Source organism: Burkholderia sp. Bp8986, from assembly GCF_003854225.1.
Lineage (GTDB): Bacteria > Pseudomonadota > Gammaproteobacteria > Burkholderiales > Burkholderiaceae > Burkholderia.
Genome location: NZ_QTQM01000001.1, coordinates 235016 through 256054 on the forward strand (window position 1 = coordinate 235016; position 21039 = coordinate 256054).

At 68.8% G+C, this 21039-nt stretch carries 17 protein-coding genes; 8 read left to right on the forward strand and 9 right to left on the reverse strand.

All coding sequences use genetic code 11. The annotated features are described in order from the left end of the window. The first annotated feature begins 218 nt into the window (after window positions 1-218). On the forward strand, window positions 219-701 hold the full coding sequence (locus tag DID99_RS01000) for an Lrp/AsnC family transcriptional regulator (RefSeq protein WP_006755380.1): 483 nt from the start codon (window positions 219-221) through the stop codon (window positions 699-701). A gap of 846 nt (window positions 702-1547) precedes the next feature. On the opposite strand, the gene DID99_RS01010 is transcribed toward DID99_RS01000, so the two are convergent. Then, window positions 1548-3200 carry an IclR family transcriptional regulator gene (locus DID99_RS01010; RefSeq protein WP_124519516.1) on the reverse strand — a complete coding sequence of 551 codons (1653 nt, stop codon included), beginning with the start codon at window positions 3198-3200 and terminating at the stop codon, window positions 1548-1550. Window positions 3201-3377: 177 nt separating this feature from the next. Here DID99_RS01010 and DID99_RS01015 point away from each other — a divergent pair, with 177 nt between their 5' ends. From DID99_RS01015 to DID99_RS01025, 3 genes are all read left to right on the forward strand, one after another. Next, the gene (locus DID99_RS01015) at window positions 3378-4337 is read left to right on the forward strand and encodes an MBL fold metallo-hydrolase (protein WP_044843030.1); all 960 of its coding nucleotides are present in this window, start codon (window positions 3378-3380) and stop codon (window positions 4335-4337) included. 182 nt (window positions 4338-4519) lie between these two features. Then, on the forward strand, window positions 4520-5893 hold the full coding sequence (locus DID99_RS01020; protein WP_124665864.1) for an MFS transporter: 1374 nt from the start codon (window positions 4520-4522) through the stop codon (window positions 5891-5893). 88 nt (window positions 5894-5981) lie between these two features. Beyond that, on the forward strand, window positions 5982-7337 hold the full coding sequence (locus tag DID99_RS01025; protein WP_124665865.1) for an MFS transporter: 1356 nt from the start codon (window positions 5982-5984) through the stop codon (window positions 7335-7337). Between the two features lie 83 nt (window positions 7338-7420). Here DID99_RS01025 and DID99_RS01030 read toward each other — a convergent pair whose 3' ends face one another. From DID99_RS01030 to DID99_RS01040, 3 genes are all read right to left on the reverse strand, one after another. Beyond that, window positions 7421-9211, reverse strand: coding sequence for a sensor domain-containing diguanylate cyclase (locus DID99_RS01030; RefSeq protein ID WP_124665866.1), 1791 nt, complete (start codon window positions 9209-9211; stop codon window positions 7421-7423). 306 nt (window positions 9212-9517) lie between these two features. After that, a complete protein-coding gene (locus DID99_RS01035) occupies window positions 9518-10279 on the reverse strand; it encodes an SDR family oxidoreductase (RefSeq protein ID WP_124519513.1) in 762 nt (253 codons plus the stop codon). An 11-nt stretch (window positions 10280-10290) separates the two neighbouring features. After that, a complete protein-coding gene (locus DID99_RS01040; RefSeq protein WP_124665867.1) occupies window positions 10291-11091 on the reverse strand; it encodes an SDR family oxidoreductase in 801 nt (266 codons plus the stop codon). Between the two features lie 135 nt (window positions 11092-11226). Between DID99_RS01040 and DID99_RS01045 the strand changes: the two genes are divergently transcribed. Both DID99_RS01045 and DID99_RS01050 read left to right on the forward strand, forming a co-directional pair. Then, entirely contained in the window at window positions 11227-12186 is a 960-nt protein-coding gene (locus DID99_RS01045; RefSeq protein WP_124665868.1) for a GlxA family transcriptional regulator, read from the forward strand. A 76-nt stretch (window positions 12187-12262) separates the two neighbouring features. Next, entirely contained in the window at window positions 12263-13411 is a 1149-nt protein-coding gene (locus DID99_RS01050; RefSeq protein WP_124665869.1) for an epoxide hydrolase family protein, read from the forward strand. Window positions 13412-13524: 113 nt separating this feature from the next. Here DID99_RS01050 and DID99_RS01055 read toward each other — a convergent pair whose 3' ends face one another. Both DID99_RS01055 and DID99_RS01060 read right to left on the reverse strand, forming a co-directional pair. Then, window positions 13525-14016: a 2,4'-dihydroxyacetophenone dioxygenase family protein gene (locus DID99_RS01055; RefSeq protein ID WP_124484895.1), complete on the reverse strand. Its 492-nt coding sequence runs from the start codon at window positions 14014-14016 to the stop codon at window positions 13525-13527. Between the two features lie 105 nt (window positions 14017-14121). Beyond that, window positions 14122-15087, reverse strand: coding sequence for a LysR family transcriptional regulator (locus tag DID99_RS01060; protein ID WP_257772540.1), 966 nt, complete (start codon window positions 15085-15087; stop codon window positions 14122-14124). A 105-nt stretch (window positions 15088-15192) separates the two neighbouring features. Between DID99_RS01060 and DID99_RS01065 the strand changes: the two genes are divergently transcribed. Both DID99_RS01065 and DID99_RS01070 read left to right on the forward strand, forming a co-directional pair. Further along, window positions 15193-16551, forward strand: a complete 1359-nt coding sequence (locus tag DID99_RS01065) for an aspartate aminotransferase family protein (RefSeq protein ID WP_124665871.1) — start codon at window positions 15193-15195, stop codon at window positions 16549-16551. Between the two features lie 49 nt (window positions 16552-16600). Next, a complete protein-coding gene (locus tag DID99_RS01070) occupies window positions 16601-18118 on the forward strand; it encodes a CoA-acylating methylmalonate-semialdehyde dehydrogenase (RefSeq protein ID WP_044843039.1) in 1518 nt (505 codons plus the stop codon). A gap of 161 nt (window positions 18119-18279) precedes the next feature. On the opposite strand, the gene DID99_RS01075 is transcribed toward DID99_RS01070, so the two are convergent. The 3 genes from DID99_RS01075 to DID99_RS01085 all read right to left on the reverse strand — a co-directional run bounded on the left by DID99_RS01075 (window position 18280) and on the right by DID99_RS01085 (window position 20965). Beyond that, complete coding sequence (locus DID99_RS01075; RefSeq protein ID WP_044843040.1) at window positions 18280-18654, reverse strand: hypothetical protein; 375 nt, start codon at window positions 18652-18654, stop codon at window positions 18280-18282. A 329-nt stretch (window positions 18655-18983) separates the two neighbouring features. After that, complete coding sequence (locus tag DID99_RS01080; RefSeq protein WP_124665872.1) at window positions 18984-19916, reverse strand: AEC family transporter; 933 nt, start codon at window positions 19914-19916, stop codon at window positions 18984-18986. Between the two features lie 164 nt (window positions 19917-20080). Further along, the gene (locus DID99_RS01085; RefSeq protein WP_124665873.1) at window positions 20081-20965 is read right to left on the reverse strand and encodes a LysR substrate-binding domain-containing protein; all 885 of its coding nucleotides are present in this window, start codon (window positions 20963-20965) and stop codon (window positions 20081-20083) included. Between the last annotated feature and the right edge of the window lie 74 nt (window positions 20966-21039).

Here is a 21039-nt window from a genome sequence, read left to right on the forward strand (position 1 = left end):
GGACGTTGCATGCCTGCGTGTCCTGCGCCGCAACTCGTGATTGCGGCCAGGCGTCCCGGTGCGAAGGGGTTGTCGCAGGGAGCGTGCCGGACACCAGGCATGGAGAAAATGTATCAAGCGGGCCGGTTAAAAGGCTTCCTGTTTTCCAGCAAAACGCACCCGAAACCGGAAGCCTATTCAGATAGAATGCGGATTTTCAGTAGAAGATTCTTCCTGTCATGGCTACCCGCGAACGCACGCCGAAAACCCTCGACAACCAGGACCGCAAGATCCTCGGTGCACTGCAAAAAAATGCGCGCCTGTCGAACGCCGAACTGGCCGAACAGATCGGCATGTCGACCACCGCCTGCTGGAACCGCACGCGGCAGCTCGAACTCGACGGTTACATCGACGGCTACGTCGCGCTGGTCAACCAGCGCATGCTCGGCTACGCGGACATCGTGATCCTCGAAGTCACCCTCGATCGCCACGAGGACGATGCGCTCGCGCGTTTCGGCGCCGAACTCGCGGCACTGCCCGAAGTGCTCGAGGCCTACCTCGTATCGGGCGAATACGACTACTGGATCAAGGTCGCGGTGGACGGCACGGCCGGCTACGAACGCTTCCTGCGCGAGAAGCTGTACAGGATTTCGAGCATTCGCCACAGCCGCTCGATGTTCGCGCTGCGGTGCATGAAAGATGTGCCGTCGATTCAGGTGTGAAGACGGGGGCGACGCGCCGCGCGGCGTCGTGACGACGCGGTTCGCGGCGGTGCTGGAGAAGGGTGGGAATCGGGCTGTCGCGCCCGTTGCGCGCGGCCCGGAGCCGGATACCGGCAGGCCGTGCCCGCGCGGCGGGAAAACGGATGAATCTTCCGTGACGGCCAGGCCCGGCGCGTGGCGCGCAGCGGGCATGCATCGGCTACGCAGCGGCCGGACATTCCGGGAAGCTGCGATCAACACCGTGCCGACAAGTTCGTCGGGACCGGCATCCGCGTATCGACATCGCTGCGACCGTGCTCACAGCGCGTGAGCACCATTCCATCGACGGCATTCGCCCTTTTTGCGACTTCCGTCAGGCGCCCCATGCCGGACCCGGCGGCCTTTCGGCGCGCGTCCCGGCGAGGCGCATCAGACGGATGGAGATGGCGCGTGGCCGGCTGGCGGCCGGTCGCTGCGCTCAGCGCGGCAGGCGTGCGTGCGCTTCAGCGATGACTGCGCAGTTCTCGAGGTGCAGTGCCCATGCTTCTGCAAGCAGCTCGCCGACACGTGCGAGCCAGCCAGCGGATTGGGTGGAACGATCGGAGACATTAGACGTTTGCATGACGAAGCCCCATGTAGGTGGCGAGTTAGGGATAACCCTAATCATAAAGAAACGTCACCGTCTTGTGAAATGCGATTTCGTTATATGAGAATTACTGACAATTTATGTTGCTGCCGCGCAACATGAGCTGCGCCACCTTCTGCGTGGCGGGCAGGCGTGACGAGACCGCGGCGAGCGCGGCCTCGCATTGACGGGCGAAAAGGGAAAACGGAGCGACGAGAACGGGCGCGGCAGCGGGGCGGCGATTACCCGCCGATCCACCCGAAGCGCCACGACAGGCGGCGCGCCGCGGCGAGCAGCGTATGCGCGAGTTCGCTGTGCGGCCCGCGCGGGAAGCCGCGCGACGAGCCGATGATCGCAATCACGAGCCGGATGCTGCCGGTGTGATCGAACACGGGCGCGGCGATCGTCCCGATGCCCGGCACCGGCGCATCGAATGCGAAATCGAGTTCGTCCGCGCGGATCGTCGCGAGCCGCGCGCGGAACGCGTCGTCGACCTGCGTCGCGCGGCCTGCGAGGCGCACCGGCTCGTCGGCCAGCAGGCCGGCCAGCACGTCGTCGGACATGCCGGCCGCGAAAATCCGCCCGATCGCCGTATTCACGAGCGACATCACCGTGCCGACCTGAAGGCTCACGTGCTGCGGCCGTGCCGATTCCTCGAGACGGATCACGGTCGGCCCGAGCGGCCCGAGCGTCGCCGCGGCCACGCTCAGGTCGGTCGCGGCCGCCAGCGCGACGATTTCGGCTTCCGCATCGCGCGTCGGCGACACGCGCTGCATCGCGATCAGGCCGAGCGCCTGGGCGAGCGGCCCGCCGCCGAAGCAGCCCGCGTCGTCGCGGCTCAGCAGGCCGATCTTCTGCAGGCTCACCAGATGCGGAAACGCCTTCGCGGCCGGCATGCCGGCGGCTGCCGCGAGATCGCGCAACGGCAGCGCACGGCCCGCCGAGACGAGCGCGAGCAGCAGCTCGCCCGTGCTGTCGAGCGCGTTGATGCCGCGCTGCGCCTTCGTGTCGTCGGCGAGCGCGGGCGGCATGCGCTGCGTGGCCGGCGGCATGCCCGGCGCGACCGGCGGTGCGTCGCGTCCCGCGTCGAGCGCCGCGGTGGCTTGCCGTGCCGCATCGCGCAGCGCCGTCGCGATCGGGCCGTCCCAGCCGACATCGATCGAGCCGCTCGAACCGATCACCGTCAACGCGAGTTGCAGGCGGCCGTCCGCGTCCAGCACCGGCACGCACATCGCGCTGACACCGGGGCTCGGCCGATCCACGCCGCGCTCGATCCCGCGCGCGCGGATCGCGTCGAGTTCGGCCTGCCACGCGCGGGCGTCGGACGGGGGCTGGTCGCCTTCCGCGCCGGCGAGCGTGGCGCCGGCGCCGGCCTGGCTGGCCGCCATCGCGTCGAGCTGGGCGGGGTCGCCGAACGCGCGGAACACCCGGCCGGTCGCCGTCGTGTCGAGCGACATGACGGATCCGACGTGCAGGTTCACGTGCAGCGGATAGCCGCCGTGCTCGATGCGCACGATCGTGGGCCCGAGCGCGCCCGGCACCGACAGCGCGACGCTCAGGCCGACCGCTTCCGCGAGCCGCGCCGCGTGCGGCAGCGCCGCGCGATAGGCCGGCTGGCGCTCGATCGACATCAGCCCGAGCCGCAGCGACAGCGGCCCCGGCTCGTAGTTGCCGGTGAGCGCGTCGCGCTTCACGAGCGCGAGCCGCGTCAGGCTGACGAGATAGGTGTGCGCCTGCGCGGTCGACAGGTCGGCCGCGGCCGCCAGCTCCGACAGCCCGAGCGGCTTGCGCCGGCGCGCGAGCGCGTCGAGCAGCCGGCCGCCGACCTCGACGCTCTGGATCCCGCGCTGCGCCTTGGGCGGCGCGTCGTCTGCGCTGACTTCGTGGTTCTGCACGCGATGATTCTTCCGTTGACGAAACCCCGCATGGTATCCGACGCCATTTGACGCGCCAGCCCGCAGGTTTACCAGAATTAGACAATAGCAAGTTAATTTGTCATTGACAAATAATCGGCGCGGGAAGATGATCCGCTCATTCCCCTCAACACATGGCTCGCAGCCACGGAACGCAACATGGCCAAAGCATTCGCCTCCCAAGCCGATCTGGAAGAGAAGAAAGTCACCTGGACGCAGCTGTCCGAGAACGCGTACGCCTATACCGCCGAAGGCGACCCGAACTCGGGTGTGATCATCGGCGACGACAGCGTGCTGATCGTCGACACGACCGCGACGCCCGCGATGGCGCAGGACCTGATCGCGAAGATCCGCAGCGTGACCGACAAGCCGATCAAGCACGTCGTGCTGTCGCATTACCACGCGGTGCGCGTGCTTGGCGCGTCCGCGTATTTCGACGAAGGCGCGCAGCACGTGATCGCGAGCCGCGGCACCTACGAAATGATCGTCGAGCGCGGCGAGGCCGACATGAAGTCGGAGATCGAGCGGTTCCCGCGGCTGTTCGCGGGCGTCGAGACGGTGCCGGGCCTGACCTGGCCGACGCTCGTGTTCGAGCGCGAGATCACGCTGTTCCTCGGCAAGCTCGAGGTGAAGATCATGCACGTCGGCTCGGGCCACACGAAGGGCGACACGATCGTCTGGCTGCCGTCGCAGAAGGTGCTGTTCTCGGGCGACCTGGTCGAGTACGACGCGGCCTGCTATTGCGGCGACGCGCAGCTCGAACAGTGGCCGGCCACGCTCGAGGCGCTGCGCGCGCTCGGCGCGGAAAAGCTCGTGCCGGGCCGCGGCCCCGCGCTGCTGAATCCGGCCGAAGTGAACAAGGGCCTCGACTACACGAAGGACTTCGTGACGACGCTGCTCGCGCAGGGCCGCAAGGCCGTCGAGCGCAAGCTCGACCTGAAGGCGTCGATGGCGCTCACGCGCGAAGCGATGGATCCGAAGTTCGGCCACGTGTTCATCTACGAGCACTGTCTGCCGTTCGACGTGTCGCGCGCGTACGACGAGGCGAGCGGCATCACGCATCCGCGCATCTGGACCGCGCAGCGCGACAAGGAAATGTGGGACGCGCTGCAGGACTGAGCGGGTCACCGCGGCGGGGCGTCCGGGCGGGCGCCGCGCCGCGTTCCTGACGGCGCCTGAGCGGCGGCCGCATCGCGCGGCGGTTCAGGGAGCCGACTTCCGTTCTCACAAGAAAGCCGGGCGCATGTACGCCCGCGGAGACTGCCGCGCGCCCGAATCGCGCGGCCCGTTTGGAGAGAGACATGCCCCAATCGCTTCCCGCCGAAGCGACGATCGCGCACGCGAGTGCCGCGTCGTCTTCCGTCCACGAATCCGCGTCGGCACCGGTTGCCGGCGACGCGCTGCTGTTCCGCAAGATCGCGTGGCGGATCGTGCCGTTCCTGTTCCTCTGCTACGTCGTGTCGTTCCTCGACCGCATCAACATCGGCTTCGCGCAACTGCAGATGAAGCACGACCTCGGCTTCAGCGATGCGATGTACGGCCTCGGCGCCGCGGTGTTCTACGTCGGCTACGTGTTCTGCGAGGTGCCGAGCAACCTGCTGCTCGCGCGCTTCGGCGCGCGCCGCACGTTCACGCGGATCATGCTGCTGTGGGGCATCGCGTCGACCGCGATGATGTTCGTGTCGCAGCCGTCGCATTTCTACGTGCTGCGCTTCCTGCTCGGCGTGTTCGAGGCCGGCTTCTTTCCCGGCATCGTGCTGTACCTGACCTACTGGTTCCCGGCGAACCGCCGCGCGGCGGCGATCTCGGTGTTCTTCGCGGGTGTCGCGGTGGCGGGGGTGCTCGGCGGCCTGATGTCGGGCTGGATCATGCGCGACATGAGCGGCGTGCTCGGGCTGCACGGCTGGCAATGGATGTTCGCGATCGAAGGCGCGCCGGCGATCGTGCTCGCATGCTTCGCGTTCACGTACCTGGTCGACCGGCCGCAGGACGCAGCGTGGCTCACGTCCGACGAAAAGGCGCGCGTCGCCGCGCTGTGCAGCGATGGCGGTGCGCATGGCGCGCACAGTGCGCACGACAAACGCAGCCTGGTCGCCGCGCTCGCGAACCCGCGCGTCTACCTGTTCGCGTTCATCTACTTCTCGCTGACCTGCGCATCGCTGACGCTCAACTTCTGGATGCCGCTGATGATCCGCGATTTCGGCGTGACCGACGTCGTGTCGGTGAGCCTCTACACGGTCGTGCCGAACGCGGTCGGCGCGGTCGGGCTGATCCTGATCGCCCGCCATTCCGACCGCACCGGCGAGCGCCGCAAGCACTTCGCGTGCTGCACGATCGGCGGCGGCCTGGCACTCGCGGCGCTGACGCTGCACCTGCACAGCTTCGCGGCGATGCTCGCGTGCCTGTCGATCGCGGCGACGCTGATCTTCGCCGCGCTGCCGATCTTCTGGGCCGTGCCGACCCGCTATCTGTCGGGCAACGCGGCCGCGGCCGGGATCGCGCTGATCAGCAGCATCGGGATCACGAGCGGCATCGTCAGCCCGTGGGTGATCGGGCTGATCCGCACGCGCACCGGCAGCATGGATCTCGCCGTGTACCTGCTGGCCGCGCTGCTCGCGCTGAGCGGCGCCGCGCTGATGCTCGGCGTGAAGGGCGAACCCGCACGCCGCGCCTGAATCGCGGCTGGGCGCTGCCGGCGGGCGGCGGCGACCGGCGCTGCATTTCCTGTCCGCACCGTATCCGCATCCATCGAGGAGACGATCGATGTCAGCCCCCCTTCAAGCGGACGCCGCGCAGGCGGTTGCGTCCGGTTCCCGTGCGCCGGCGTCGGACCACGACGCGCTGTACCGCCGTATCGGCGCGCGGATCGTGCCGTTCCTGTTCATCTGCTACATCGTGTCGATCCTCGACCGCAGCAACATCGGCTTCGCGCAGCTGCAGATGCGGCAGGATCTCGGCCTGACCGATGCGATGTACAGCCTCGGCGCGGTGCTGTTCTTCGTCGGCTACGTGCTGTTCGAGGTGCCGAGCAACGCGCTGCTGCGCCGCTTCGGCGCGCGCCGCACGTTCGCGCGGATCATGGTCCTGTGGGGCGCGGTGTCGGTCGCGATGATCACCGTCGACAGCGCGAAGCACTTCTACGTGCTGCGCTTCCTGCTCGGGCTGTTCGAGGCCGGCTTCTTCCCGGGCGTCGTGTTCTACCTGACCTACTGGTATCCGGCGCGCCGGCGCGCGTCGGTGCTGTCGATCTTCTATGCGGGCGTCGCGGTGGCCGGGATGGTCGGCGGGCTGCTGTCGGGCTGGCTGATGCGCGCGATGTCGGGCGTGCTCGGGCTGCACGGCTGGCAGTGGATGTTCGCGATCGAGGGCGCGCCTGCGATCCTGCTCGGCGTGATCGCGTGGTTCTGGCTGTGCGACCGCCCCGAACAGGCGCGCTGGCTGTCCGACGACGACCGCCAGCGGCTCGCGGCCGACCTGGCCGCCGACCGGGCGGAGGCGCCCGCACATGCGGCGTCGTCGCTGCGGCAGGTGCTCGCCGCGCCGCGCACCTGGCTGTTCGCATTCATCTATTTTTCGCTGACGACGGCGCTGTTGATGCTGCTGTTCTGGATGCCGCTGATGATTCGCGAATTCGGCATTCACGACGTCGTGCACATCAGCCTGCTGTCGATCGTGCCGAACGCGATCGGCGCGGCCGGCCTGATCGCGATCGCGCGGCGCTCCGACCGCAAGCGCGAGCGTCGCCGGCACTTCGCCGCGTGCGCATTCGGCGGTGCGGTGGCGCTCGCGTTGCTGACGCTGCACTTGCCGAGCATCGTCGCGATGATGGCGCTGCTGTCGATCGCGGCGATGCTGATCTTCGCCGCGCACCCGGTGTTCTGGGCCGTGCCGTCCGCGTATTTCTCGGGCGCCGGCGCGGCGGGCGGGATCGCGCTGATCAGCAGCATCGGCGTATCGAGCGGGATGATCACGCCGTGGATCGTCGGGCTGATCCGCACGCGCACCGGCAGCATGGATGCGGCGATGCTGATGATCGCGGGATTGCTGGCCGCGTGCGCGGTCGCGATGCTGCTCGGTGTGCGGGCGACCTCGCGCGACGCGGCGCCCGTGTCGCGTTGATCGCGTGATGTGTCGGCGCGGCGCGCGTACGACGGGGTGGGCGGCCAGGACGGGCGCGAGCCCGTTGTCGGCGGGAACGCGCGCTAGGCCCGATACACCTCGATCCGGTTGCGGCCGCGCTCCTTCGCGACATACAGCGCCTTGTCGGCCCGCGACAGCGCCTGGTACGCGCCGAAGTCGGACGTCCGCATCGCGTCGATGCCGATGCTGACGGTCAGCACGAGCGGCTGATCCTCGTGCACGAGCCGCGAATCGGCCACGCGCTGCTGCACGCGCAGCGCGAGCGCGCACGCCGCGTCGATCCCGGTGTGCGGCAGCACGATCGCGAATTCCTCGCCGCCGATGCGCCCGACGATGCCGTCCGTCCCGATCTCCGCGAGCAGCAGCCGCGCGAAATGCCGGAGCGCGCGATCGCCGAGCGGATGGCCCCAGCGGTCGTTCAGCGCCTTGAAGTGATCGAGGTCGAGCATCAGCACCGCGGCGTCCTGGCCGGTCGCGCGCACGCCGCGCAACGCGGCTTCGCTATGCCGCATGAACGCGTGGCGGTTGGACAGCTGGGTCAGGTGATCGGTCGTCGCCATCCGGTGCAGTTCGGTCTCGATGTGCTTGCGCTCGGTCGCATCCGTGATGAAGCCGTGCCAGACCGTGCCGCCGTCCGGCGTGCGTTGCGGGCGCGCGTCGCCTTCGCGCCAGCGCATTCCCTGGTCCGGCAGCAGCACGCGGTATTCGAGCCGCCACGGCGCCAGGCGCTCCGCCGACACCCGCAGCGACTGACGGTAGGCAACCAGATCGGCAGGATGAATCCGGGTTTCGACCGCATCCGCGTCGCGGGCGATCTGCTCGGGCGTCAGTTCGTAGATGTCGCGTGCGCCCGCGCTCGCGTACGAAAAGAACCGGCGGCCGTCGGCGGTCTGCCGCAGCTGGAACACGAGGCCCGGCACCTGGTCGGTCAGGCTCGTCACGAGCGTGACGGAGTCGCTCAACCGGCCGGCGAGTTCGCGCAGCGCGGTGATGTCCGTGGTCGTGCCGACCATGCGCAGCGCGCGCCCGTGGCTGTCGCGGGCGATGACCTTGCCGCGGCTGCAGATCCATTTGTACGTGCCGTTCTTGCAGCGGATGCGGTGTTCGACCGCATAGCTGTCGGTCCGGCTTTCGAAGTGCGCGAGCATCGCGGCTTTCACGCCGGCGACGTCGTCCGGGTGCAGCCGTTCGTATGCATCCTCGATCCGGCTCGTCAGTTCATCGGGCGCATATCCGAGCAGCGCCTTCCAGGCTGCCGAGTAATGGATCTCGCCGGTTTCGACGTTGCGATCCCACACGCCGGTGCCGCTTTCGTTCAGCGCCAGCGTGGTCAGCGCGCTGTGTTCCTCGACGACGCCGAGCCGTTCGCGCAGCGCGGCTTGCGCGTTCGCGCGGCCGATCGCGCGTTCCGCCAGTGTCGCCAGGTCGTGCAGGAAAGCGCGCTGCGCGGCGTCGAGCGTCAGGCCGGTGCTGCCGGCGACGCACAGCGCACCCAGCGCGCTGCCGTCGGGCGCGAGCAACTCGCAGGCCGCGACGACGTGCGGCGCGTCATTCGGGAGGTCGCCCGCGGCGGGCGTGATGAAGCGTCGGCCGGCCGCCCGAGCGGGCTCGGCACGCGACGGGAAACGCATGGCAGGAAGCGTGGCGGGCAGCGTGCCGTCGGACGCCGCCACGCGTTGCGCGCCGGCTTCGGCGGACGCGATGAACGCACCGGCCGTGCCGAAATGCGCGCGGGCGAGACGGCACACGGTGTCGAGTTCGGGCAACGGCGCAAGCGCCGGTCGATCGTCGGCGGGAGCGCGACAGGAGCCGGGCGTGTCGCCGGTCCCGGTGGTGAACATACGGAACCGCATGGTCGAAATCCGCGACGGTCGATTGCGCCGATGATCGGACGAATGCCGGAGGGCGCTGCTTCGGAGGCTGAGATCGTAGAGCTTATCGTCGCGAGGAATGTGTGGCAAGCAAGGGCGAAACCGGGTGGGTGGGCGGCGAGTTCGGGGCGTGGAGAAGGGTCGCAGAGAAGCAGCGCAGAGAAGGGCCGCTTCAGGTCCTGAATGAATGCGCGGGCAAACCGGCAAGCGCCGGCTTCGCAGTCCGATCGTGCGGAAGCCGGCGCCTTTCGGCAGATCAATGCGTGCGCAGGATTGCGCTGCGCGACGTCACGCGACGGGAATCGGGTTGTCGACAACGAAGCGGTTGAACTCGTCGACGAACGCGTGCTCGTTCGGCCCGGCATTGTCGCGCAACGGCTTCGCCGCTTCGACGACGACTTCGGTGGTGGCGGTCTCGAGCAGCGCCAGCGTCTCGGCGACGAACGCATCGACCGGCATTGCGCGCGGATCGCCGCTCTTGTGCACGAGATCGGTGTCGACCCACGGCGGCGCGATTTCCAGCACGCGCACGCTCGTGTCGCGCAGCATGAAACGCTGCGACAGCGTGTACGAATGGATCGCGGCCTTCGTCGCCGAATACAGCGCGGCCGACGCGAGCGGCACGTACGCGAGCACCGAGCTGTTGTTGATGATCGTCGCGTCCGGCTGCCGCTTCAGGTGTTCGACGAACGCCGCGCTGACGCGCACGGGGCCGAGCAGGTTCGTCTCGACGAGGCGCACGGCCTGTTCGTCGTCGAGCGGCCCGGCCGCATCGTCGAACGGCATGATGCCCGCGTTGTTGATCACGACGTTCAACGCCGGGTAGCGGTCGATCAGCCGCGCCGCGACCGTGCGGATCTGCGCGGCATCGCCGACGTCGAGCTCGATCGTGTCGATGTTCGGATACTGCCGCGCGATCTCGTCGAGCAGCTTCGTGCGCCGGCCGGCGACGACGACCTTGTTGCCCAGCTCGTCGAGCGCGATCGCCAGAGCACGGCCGATCCCGGACGTGCCGCCGGTGATGAGGATGGTATTGCCGTCGAGTTTCATGACGATGCGCCTCAGCGGGCGGCCGCATAGCGCGGCGCCGGCGAATCGGTCGACAGGTGCGGCGCCATCGTGCGGCGCGCGGCCTCGAACGCATCCCATTCGTCGACCGCGTGCAGCGACGGAATCGTCACGAGCTCGCGGCGGTCGAAGCCGACCAGCGCCGCGTCGACCAGGTCGGACGCCGGCATCACGATCTCCTTCGGCAGGTGTTCGATCGGCAGGCCGCCGGTCTGCCAGAAGTCGGTGGCCGTCGCGCCGGGCAGCACGGCCTGCACCTGCACGCCGTGGTCCGCGAGTTCGTGATGCAGCGACTGGCTGAACGCGAGCACGAATGCCTTGCTGCCGCCATAGACGCCATTGAGCGTTTCCGGCGACAGCGCGACGATCGACGAGATGTTGATCACGGCACCGCGGCCGCGCGCGACGAAGCCGGGCACGGCTGCATAGGTCAGGCGCGTGAGCGCGGTCACGTTCAGGTCGAGCAGCCGCGTCATCGCGTCGACGTCGCTGTCGAGCAGCGGCGTGTGCGTGCCGACGCCCGCGTTGTTGACGAGCAGCGTGATGCTCGCGTCCTGCTTCAGCTTCGCTTCGACGGCGGCGAGCGCCGCGCGGTCGTTGAGGTCGGCGCCGACGATCTCGACGCTGCGCTGCGTGTCGTTCGTGATGCGCTCGGCGAGCGCGGCCAGCCGGTCGCGGTTACGCGCGACGAGGATCAGGTCGTAGCCGCGGCGCGCGAGGCGGTCCGCATAGATCGCGCCGATGCCGGACGATGCGCCGGTGATGACGGCGGTACCGCGATGTGCTTCAGTCATGATGTCGCTCCGTGTCGAGGAAAGGGTGAGTGCGTGAAGGCATTCTGGCCTCGAATCGCCGCGACACAAATGACGTAGATGGGTATGATTCAGGACATCGGGTGCCGATCGTGCCGCCCGCCACCGGAGACACGCATGCACCGCATCGGCTTTCTGATCAGCGACGGCTTCCAGATCATGGCGCTCGCCACGCAATCGGTGTTCGAGTACGCGAACCTGGCCGCGGGCGAACCGTTCTACGTGATGGACAACTATTCCGTCGAGGGCGGCGACGTGCGCTCGTCGCTCGGGTTGTCGGTCGCGACGCGCGCGCTCAGCGGCCGGGTCGACGTCGATACGTGGATCGTCGCGGGCGTCAACGATCCGCTCGCATCGCCGGCGCCGGCCGGCGTCGTCGCGTTCCTGCGGCGCGCGAACGCGCGCGCGCGGCGGGTCGCCGGCATCTGCACGGGCGCGTTCGTGCTCGCCGAGGCCGGGCTGCTCGCGCAGCGCCGCGCGACGACGCACTGGGCGTACGGCCGCGAGATGCAGAAGCACTTTCCGGACATTCGTGTCGAGGAGGACCGGATCTACATCGTCGACGGCTCGATCTGGACGTCGGCCGGGATGACGGCCGGCCTCGACCTGACGCTCGCGATGGTGGAGAAGGATCTCGGCGCGGACGCCGCGCGCTCGGTCGCGCGCAAGCTCGTGATGCACCAGCGCCGCTCGGGCGGGCAGTCGCAGCATTCCGAAATGCTGGAGCTCGCGCCGAAATCGGACCGGATCCAGAACGCGCTGAACTATGCGCGGCAGAACCTCGGCCGCGCGCTGACCGTCGAGGAGCTGGCTGACGCCGTCCACCTGAGTCCGCGCCAGTTCAGCCGCGTGTTCACGCTGGAAACCGGGCAGTCGCCGGCGAAGGCGATCGAGCGGCTGCGTCTCGAGGCCGCGCGGCTGATGATCGAGCAGAGCCGGCACTCGCTCGACGTGATCGCGAAGGAGAACGGTTTTCGCGACCGGCGCCACCTGCGCGACGCGTTCGTGCGCGGTTTCGGCGTGCCGCCGCAGGCGGTGCGGCGCGACGCGCGGGCAGACGAGCGCGAAACGGCCTGACGTTCGCGGGCGCGAGCCGCCAGCGCGGGTCGGGAAAATCGCGCAGAATCTCCCGCATTCCTCGCGAGGAGACACCATGCACGCCGCCCCGTTCAACATTGCGATTCCCGATCGCGCGCTCGATGACCTGCGTCGGCGCCTGCGCGACATGCGCGCACCGCTGCTGACGCCCGCCGACCCGTGGCAGCAGGGTGTGGATGGCGCGTGGCTGCGCGAACTGGTTGCGTACTGGGCCGAGCGCTTCGACTGGCGTGCGGCGGAGCGCGCGCTGAACAGGCTGCCGCAGTTCGTCGCGGACGCAGGCGGGCAACGCGTGCATTTCATCCATCGGCGCGGGGCGGGGCCGAAGCCGTATCCGCTCGTCATCACGCACGGCTGGCCGGGCTCCGTATTCGAGTTCGACGCGCTGATCGATCGCCTGTGCGATCCGGCCGCGTTCGGCGGCGATCCGCACGACGCGTTCGACGTCGTCGCGCCGTCGCTTCCGGGCTTCGCGTTCTCGCCCGCGCCCGCGGCGCGCGGCATGTCGGCATTTCAGGTCGCCGACAGTTGGGCGGCGTTGATGTCCGGGCTCGGATATCGCCGCTTCGGCGCGCAAGGCGGCGATCTCGGCGCAGGCGTGTCGATTGCGCTCGGCGCGCGACATCCCGGCGTGGTGGACGGCATTCATCTGAACTACCTGCCCGGCAGCTACGAGCCTCCGGCCGACGCGGCTTCGCCGCTCACCGAGGACGAACGGGCTTTCGTGACGCAGCGCGGAGAGTGGGCCGCGCTGGAGGGCGGATACGCGCATGTGCACATGACGAAGCCGCAGACGCTGGCCGTCGCGCTCAACGACTCGCCGGCCGGGCTGGCCGCGTGGATCGCCGAGAAATTCCGCGCGTGGAGCGATTGCGGCGGCGACGTCGCGCGGCGGTTTTCGCACGACACGCTGCTGACCGGCATCTCGCTCTACTGGTTTACCGGCAGCATCGGCTCGGCAATGCAGATGTATTGGGAAAACCGGCTGCAGCCGATGCGCTTCGCGGCCGGGGAACGCGTGGCGGTGCCCGTCGCGTTCGCGCGCTTTCCGAAGGAGATCAGCCGCCCGCCGCGCAGCTGGCTCGAACGGGTGTTCGACGTCGTGCAGTGGGCCGACATGCCGAGCGGCGGGCATTTTGCCGCGATGGAAGAACCGGACCTGCTGGCCAGCGATATTCGCCGATTTTTCCGGCGTTTTCGGTAAGGCGCCGGGAGGCGGCGTCGCTGGCGAAGTGCGCCGGCGGCCATTCGCGCGCTGGCGAGCGCCGGCACCGTGCGGATCGTGACGCGACGATCCCGCCCGTCTTATCGCATGACTTACCGCGTTACAAACGGCGCCGCATCGTGCGGCGCGGTACGCGCATGCTTGCGCTGGCGCAGCAGCGCGACGCGGCAATTCTCGCGCGCGGTCTCGCGGCCGTCGTCGTCGAGCAGCACCAGGTCGCCGCGCATCACGTTGAGCGTGATCACGTCGTCGCCGGGCGCGCCGAGCGTTTCCGGCGTGTGCACCGACCCCGCCGGTTCGAGCACCGTCGAGCCGGCCTGCGCGATCCACGTGTACTCGCGGTAGCGCCACGCACCCTGCAGCGTATGGACGAACACCTCGCCGTCGTGGCGATGGCGCGGCAGCGTGCCGCCGGCCGGCATCTTAAGCAGCGCGGTCAGCGTGTCTTCCGCCGCATTGATATGCAGATACTTGATTGCGAGCCCCGGCAGGTCGGCGCTCATCGGCAGCCACGGCAGCGCGTCGCCGGGCAGGCACGAAATCGGCGGCAGGTCGGTGGAGAGCGGGGCGGACGGCTGCGTCATGGCGGAGGGAGAGCGGAAACGGGGAAGTGCGCATTATCGCAGAGCGCGAGCGGGCGGCAGCCACGGCCGCGGCCCGACGCCAGCGCGGGCGAAGCCTGAACCGGGCTACGCGGCGGCGCTGTCGTCGCCCGGTCGCGGCGCCGCATGCGCGGCTTCCAGGCACGACTGGAACAGCAGCGCCGCCCGCGACGGCCGCGGCGAGCGCCGCAGCAGGCTCACGAACCGGCACCGGTAGTTGAAGCGGTGCGGCGCGATCGGCTGCATCAGCCCCTTGTTTTCGAAGCTCTCCGCGTAATGGTCCGGCAGGAAGCCGAGATAGCGGCCGGACAGGATCAGCGTCGCGATCGATTCCTGGTCCGACGCCGTCGCGCTGCGCGTGAGCTTCGCGCGATGGCTCAGTTCCATGTTCGGCGAATGGAAGCCGAGCCCGGCGAACGCATGGTTGCGGATCGTCGTCCACGTGAGCTTGCCGTGCGGCGCGTCGAACAGCGGGTGCTGGCGGCCGCAGTACAGCAGCATCCGCTCGTCGAACAGTTCCGAATACACGAGGCTGCCCGAGCTGCGGTGCGCGGGGATGATGCCGACCTGATAGCTGCCGTCGATGATGCCGCGCTCGACCTCGTTGATCGACGCGACGTGCAGGTTCAGCGCGACGTCGGGCGCCTCGTCCGCGAACTGGCGGATCGCGTCGCCGAGCCGCGCCTGTGGGTTGGTGGCGGTCTTGTCGAATACGGCGACGTGCAGTTCTCCGCCCATCTTGTCGTGAATGCCGTCGATCCTGCTGCGAAATGCCTCCATCGATGCGAGCAGGCGCAGGGTTTCCTCATAGACGGTCTGACCCTCCGCGGTCAGCGTGAAGCCCGCGCGGCCGCGTCGGCACAGCACGAGGCCGAGGCGCGTTTCCAGATCCTTCACGTGCCGGCTGATCGTCGAGATGCCGATATTCAACTCGAGTTCGGCCGCCGCCATCCCGCCGCACTGCACGACGCCCTTGAAGACCCGCAGCAGCCGCAGATCCATGTCGCTGAGCTGCCCGAGCAGCGCGCGGCTCTTCGGTTTCTTTGCTTGCATAGATGAGCAAGTGAACATTGATATTGCGATATTGAAGAGACTAATTGTCGTCCCGACAATGCGCAACATCAACACAAGAAGGAGGGGCGCGCCGCGCCGACCGACATGACCGATACGACCATCGCCAAGCAGCAGGAAGAGACGAACCTCCGCACCGACGCCGCGTGGCTCGACGCCCACTGGATGCCGTTCACGGCGAACCGCCAGTTCAAGTCCGATCCGCGCATGATCGTGTCGGCGAAGGACGCGTATTACACGGATGGCGAAGGCCGCAAGATCTTCGACGGCCTGTCGGGCCTGTGGTGCACGGGCCTCGGTCACGGCCGCACGGAAATCACGGAAGCCGTGAGCCGCCAGGTCGCGCAGCTCGACTACGCGCCGGCGTTCCAGTTCGGTCATCCGAAGTCGTTCGAGCTCGCGAACAGGATCAAGGACCTGACGCCGGCCGGCCTCGACTACGTGTTCTTCACCGGCTCGGGCTCGGAAGCGGCCGACACGTCGCTGAAAATGGCCCGCGCGTACTGGCGCGCCAAGGGCAAGGGCACGAAGACGCGCCTGATCGGCCGCGAGAAGGGCTATCACGGCGTGAACTTCGGCGGCATCTCGGTCGGCGGGATCGGCGCGAACCGCAAGCTGTTCGGCCAGGGGATCGACGCCGATTTCCTGCCGCACACGCAGCTCGCGGAAAACCGGTTCTCGCGCGGGATGCCGGAAAACGGCGCCGACCTGGCCGACCGCCTGCTCGACCTGATCATGCTGCACGACGCGTCGAACATCGCGGCCGTGATCGTCGAGCCGTTCTCCGGCTCGGCTGGCGTGGTGATCCCGCCGAAGGGCTATCTGAAGCGCCTGCGCGACATCTGTACCGCGCACGACATCCTGCTGATCTTCGACGAAGTCATCACGGGCTTCGGCCGTGCCGGCGCGATGACGGGCGCCGACGCGTTCGGCGTGGTGCCGGACATCATGAATTTCGCGAAACAGGTGACGAACGGCGTGCAGCCGCTCGGCGGCGTGATCGCGACGAAGGAAATCTACGACACGTTCATGGCCGCGGGCGGCCCCGAGTACATGCTCGAGTTCCCGCACGGCTACACGTATTCGGCGCACCCGGTCGCGTGCGCGGCCGGCGTCGCGGCGCTCGACCTGCTCGTGAAGGAAGACGCGGTGGCCCGCGTGCGCGATCTCGCGCCGCATTTCGAGGCGGCCGTGCACGGGCTGAAGGGCCAGCGCCATATCACCGACATCCGCAACTACGGGCTGGCGGCCGGCCTGACGATCGCGGCGCTGCCGGGCGAGCCGGCACGGCGCCCGTACGAGATCGCGATGCGCTGCTGGGCGAAGGGCTTCTACGTGCGTTACGGCGGCGACACGATCCAGCTCGCGCCGCCGTTCATCGCCGAGAAGCGCGAGATCGACAACCTCGTGAACGCGCTGTCCGACGCGCTGAACGAAGTGGACTGAGCCGCGGCCCGTTTTCCGCGACAACCGAATTCACGAAAGAGCCTGAACGATGAAACACGACAGCAATGTGACCTCCACCCTCGGCCACCTGATCGACGGCAAGCGCGTCGACGGCGGCAGCCGCGTCCAGCCGGTGTTCGACCCGGCCACCGGCGAATCGCACAAGAGCGTCGCGCTCGCCGACAAGCTGACCGTCGAAGCCGCGATCGCGTCCGCGCAGGCCGCGTTCCCGGCATGGCGCAATACGCCGCCGCTGAAGCGCGCCCGCGTGATGAGCCGCTTCAAGACGCTGCTCGAGGAGCATGCGGACGAACTGTGCGCGCTGATTACCGCCGAGCACGGCAAGGTGCTCGCCGACGCGATGGGCGAACTGCAGCGCGGGATCGAGAACGTCGAATACGCGTCCTACGTGCCCGAGCTGCTGAAGGGCGAGCACAGCAAGAACGTCGGCCCCGCGATCGATTCGTGGAGCGAATTCCAGGCGCTCGGCGTTGCCGCCGGCATCACGCCGTTCAACTTCCCGGTGATGGTGCCGCTGTGGATGTGGCCGATGGCCGTCGCGTGCGGCAACACGTTCGTGCTGAAGCCGTCCGAGCGCACGCCGTCGTCGACGCTGCGCATGGCCGAGCTCGCGCTCGAGGCCGGCCTGCCGCCTGGCGTGCTGAACGTCGTGAACGGCGACAAGGAAGCCGTCGACACGCTCCTGACCGACCCGCGCGTGAAGGCGGTGAGCTTCGTCGGCTCGACGCCGATCGCCGAATACATCTACTCGACCGGCTGCGCGCACGGCAAGCGCGTGCAGGCGCTCGGCGGCGCGAAGAACTTCGCGGTCGTGATGCCCGACGCCGACATCGGCAACGCGGTGAACGCGCTGATGGGCGCCGCGTACGGCTCGTGCGGCGAGCGCTGCATGGCGATTCCGCTGGTGGTCGCGATCGGCGAGGAAACGGGTGACAAGGTGGTCGAAGGCCTGCGGGCCGAGATCGCGAAGATGAAGGTCGGCCCGGGCAACGGGGCCGGCGTCGACATGGGGCCGCTCGTCACGCAGCAGCATTTCGAGAAGGTGACGGGCTTCGTCGAGGCGGGCGTGGCGGCCGGCGCGACGCTCGTCGTCGACGGCCGCAGCGTGAAGGTCGACGGCCACGACGGCGGCTACTACCTCGGCCCGTGCCTGTTCGACAACGTGAAGCCCGGCATGCCGATCTATCAGCACGAGATCTTCGGGCCGGTGCTCGGCGTGATCCGCCTGAAGTCGCTCGACGAGGCGATGGCGCTGATCGACGCGCACGAATACGGCAACGGCACGTGCCTGTTCACGCGTGACGGCGAAGCGGCGCGCTACTTCAGCGACAACATCCAGATCGGCATGGTCGGCATCAACGTGCCGCTGCCGGTGCCGGTCGCGTACCACTCGTTCGGCGGCTGGAAGCGCTCGCTATTCGGTGATCTCCACGCGTACGGCCCGGATGCGGTGCGGTTCTATACGAAGCGCAAGACGATCACGCAGCGCTGGCCGTCGGCAGGCGTGCGGGAAGGAACGGTGTTCAGCTTCCCGTCGAACCGCTGACGCGCTGACGCGCGATCGGGCCGCAACGCGACGCGCGCCGCTCGGCGTGTGTCGCCACGCGGCCCGCGCAAGGACCCACGAGCCCGCCCCGGTCGACGATCGGGGCGGGCCTTTTTACATATACGGCGGTCGTGCCGACGCTGAAGACGGGGAAAGAACGCTTACGGCGCGACCACGTGCCACATGTTCTTGAAGTTGTCGCCGTTGCGGTCGCCCTGTTTCATGTCCTTCGCGAAGAAGTACAGCGGCTTGCCCTTGTAGGCCCATTGCGGGCTGCCGTCGTCGCGCTTGACGATCGTATAGGGGCCGACCGGAACGTCGGTCGCGCTGGCCTTGTACGGCGGCCAGAAGGACTCGCATTGGCCCTTGCATGCGCTGGTGCCGGCGTTGGGCTTGTCCTGGTCGAAGGTGTAGACGGTCATTCCGTTCGCGGCGACGAGCGCGCCGTTTTCGACCTTGGTGATCGAGCCTTGAGCCGAGGCCGAAACGGACGCCATGGCGAGCAGGGCGGAGCTGACGAGCAGCACGGCTTTCATGATTACCTCCTTGTAGTCCGGTGGGCGGCGCGCTCGCGCGCACGGCCGGGCGTGCGCGCGAGCGCGGGGAATGGTGCCGGAACGCGGCGCCGTGGCCGCCGGTGCGAGCGACGCGAAGTCGAATGACGGCGGAACGGACCCGCTTCATTCACCATAGGCGGTTTTTCGCGGGGCTGCGAGAAGAACCGGGGGCGCATCGGCGGCGCGTAGGCGTCGCGCAACGTCGCGGCGGTCGTGCGCGCGCAGCGGTATTTGCTATCCGTCCCCGCAGCAGCGCGAAGCGGAACCGCATGTGCTGCCTCGTTGCGTTCGGCAACAGTGCCACGCCGTCAGCGAAACACCGGCGCCGATGCGAGCGCCGTCAGCACGGCCGGCATCGCGAGCGCGGCGGCGATCGTCTGGAACGCGGTGATGCCGGCCATCAGCGGCGCGTCGCCGCCGAGCTGGCGCGCCATGATGTACGACGAGGACGAAGTCGGCAGCGCCTGGAACAGCAGCGCGATGGTCAGCGCGGCATCGCCGAGCCCGAACAGGCGGCCGGCCGCGAGCGTGGCGAGCGGCATCGCCATGAACTTGAACGCCGACGCGATGCACATCGGCTGCATCCATCCGCGCGCCGCGTCGAACTTCAGTGCCGCGCCCACGCACAGCAGGCCGAGCGGCATCGATGCGGCGCCGAGCGCGCGCACGGCCGGTTCGACGGCGGCCGGAAACGCGAGGCCGGCGGCCTGCATCGCGATCCCCAGCGCGCACCCGACGACGAGCGGATTCGACAGGATCTGGCGCACGAGCGCCCACGCGCCGAGCCGCGTGTCGCCGTAGCGCGCGAACACCAGCACGCACATCAGGTTCACGGTCGGCACGATCGCCGCGACGCACACGGCCGCGAGCGCGATGCCGTGCGCGCCGAACAGTCCGGCGGCGAGGGCGGTGCCGACATAGTTGTTGAAGCGCACCGCGCCCTGGAACACCGACGTGAACCCGGCGCCGTCGACCTGCACGAACCGGCGGACCAGCAGAAGCAGCGCCGCGACGAGCACGGTCGAGCCGACCAGCGCCGCCGCGAGCGGCAAGACGGGCAGCGCTTGCAGCCGCGCATTCGCGAGACCGTGCGCGAACAGCGCGGGCAGCAGCACGTAATAGCAAAGCCGCTCGGCGTGCGGCCAGAACGCATCGGCGATGAAGCCCGTGCGCCGCAGGCCGTGGCCGAGCGCGACCAGCAGCGCGACCGGCGCGAGCGCGAGCACGATCGGGCCGATCATCGACGCGCCTTCAGGCGACGCGGGCCGAACGGCCGGCGGGCGGCGCGGCGGAACGAAGCGGGAATCCATCCGGCGGGCAACATGGCGGCACGCAATCGAAAGAGTGACGATGCCGCCAAGTTAACACGCGCAAGCAGCAGGAATAATGGTGAATTATCGGGTGTTCAATGAGAAATTCTCATCGATGATGCGCTGACTTCGGCGGCCAGCGCACGTGCGAAACGTTCGGCCGGACGCGACTGGTGTTCGAGCAGCACGACCGCGCGGCCCATCTGCGGCTGGCCGAACGGCAAGCGCGTGACGGGCGGCAGCCGCGCGATCGTCGCGTCGGGGAGCGCGACGATCGCCGCGCCGAGCCCGCGCGCCACCATCCGCGCGATCGTCTCCGCGCTGTCGAGCACCATTTCCTCGCGCACGCGCACGCCGATGCGGCGCAGCTCGGCGGCGATCATCCGGCCGGCCCACGCCTGCGCGTCGAAGCGGATGAACGGCAGCGCCTCGAGCAGCGTGCCCGCGTCGCGCTCCGCGTAGTGCGGCGGCGCGAGCAGCCAGAAGCGGTCTTCGTACAGCGTGGTCCACGTCAGTTCCGCCGGATGCGGGCGCACCGGGCGCGTCGTGATCGCCGCGTCGAGTTCGCCGGCCGCGACGCGGTTCGCCAGTTCGGCCGACATGCCGGCCGATACGTGCACGCGCAACGACGGGTGCGCATCGCGCAGCGCGAGCAGCGCATCGGGCAGCGGGCCGGACAGCGCGGTATGGATTGCGCCGATTCGCAGACGGCCGACGAGCTTCTTCTCGTCGCTGAGCGCATCGGGAATCCGGTCGACCATCGCGAGCACCTGCTCGGCCTGCGCGACGAGGATCTTGCCGGCTTCGGTGAGTACCGGCTGGCGGCGCGAACGGTCGAACAGCCGGACGTCGTATTCGCTTTCGAGCGTCTTGACCTGCAGGCTCACGGCGGACTGCGTGAGCCCGATCGCTTCGCCGGCGCGCGCGAAGGTGCGGTATCGGGCGATCGCGACCAGGGTTCTGAATGCGCGTAGTGACATGGGCTCGATGAGAGGGGCGGCCGGGACCGGCACGCGGATTGCTCGATGATGCCGGAGGCGGTGCAGGGGCGACG

What these genes read in the sequence shown, in the direction of transcription:
- DID99_RS01075 (WP_044843040.1), bottom strand. Translation starts at nt 18,654, where the DNA reads ATGAAAGCCGTGCTGCTCGTCAGCTCCGCCCTGCTCGCCATGGCGTCC.
- DID99_RS01060 (WP_257772540.1), bottom strand. Translation starts at nt 15,087, where the DNA reads ATGCAAGCAAAGAAACCGAAGAGCCGCGCGCTGCTCGGGCAGCTCAGC.
- DID99_RS01020 (WP_124665864.1), top strand. Translation starts at nt 4,520, where the DNA reads ATGCCCCAATCGCTTCCCGCCGAAGCGACGATCGCGCACGCGAGTGCC.
- DID99_RS01055 (WP_124484895.1), bottom strand. Translation starts at nt 14,016, where the DNA reads ATGACGCAGCCGTCCGCCCCGCTCTCCACCGACCTGCCGCCGATTTCG.
- DID99_RS01035 (WP_124519513.1), bottom strand. Translation starts at nt 10,279, where the DNA reads ATGAAACTCGACGGCAATACCATCCTCATCACCGGCGGCACGTCCGGG.
- DID99_RS01065 (WP_124665871.1), top strand. Translation starts at nt 15,193, where the DNA reads ATGACCGATACGACCATCGCCAAGCAGCAGGAAGAGACGAACCTCCGC.
- DID99_RS01050 (WP_124665869.1), top strand. Translation starts at nt 12,263, where the DNA reads ATGCACGCCGCCCCGTTCAACATTGCGATTCCCGATCGCGCGCTCGAT.
- DID99_RS01045 (WP_124665868.1), top strand. Translation starts at nt 11,227, where the DNA reads ATGCACCGCATCGGCTTTCTGATCAGCGACGGCTTCCAGATCATGGCG.
- DID99_RS01040 (WP_124665867.1), bottom strand. Translation starts at nt 11,091, where the DNA reads ATGACTGAAGCACATCGCGGTACCGCCGTCATCACCGGCGCATCGTCC.
- DID99_RS01080 (WP_124665872.1), bottom strand. Translation starts at nt 19,916, where the DNA reads ATGATCGGCCCGATCGTGCTCGCGCTCGCGCCGGTCGCGCTGCTGGTC.
- DID99_RS01030 (WP_124665866.1), bottom strand. Translation starts at nt 9,211, where the DNA reads ATGCGGTTCCGTATGTTCACCACCGGGACCGGCGACACGCCCGGCTCC.
- DID99_RS01000 (WP_006755380.1), top strand. Translation starts at nt 219, where the DNA reads ATGGCTACCCGCGAACGCACGCCGAAAACCCTCGACAACCAGGACCGC.
- DID99_RS01025 (WP_124665865.1), top strand. Translation starts at nt 5,982, where the DNA reads ATGTCAGCCCCCCTTCAAGCGGACGCCGCGCAGGCGGTTGCGTCCGGT.
- DID99_RS01085 (WP_124665873.1), bottom strand. Translation starts at nt 20,965, where the DNA reads ATGTCACTACGCGCATTCAGAACCCTGGTCGCGATCGCCCGATACCGC.
- DID99_RS01015 (WP_044843030.1), top strand. Translation starts at nt 3,378, where the DNA reads ATGGCCAAAGCATTCGCCTCCCAAGCCGATCTGGAAGAGAAGAAAGTC.
- DID99_RS01070 (WP_044843039.1), top strand. Translation starts at nt 16,601, where the DNA reads ATGAAACACGACAGCAATGTGACCTCCACCCTCGGCCACCTGATCGAC.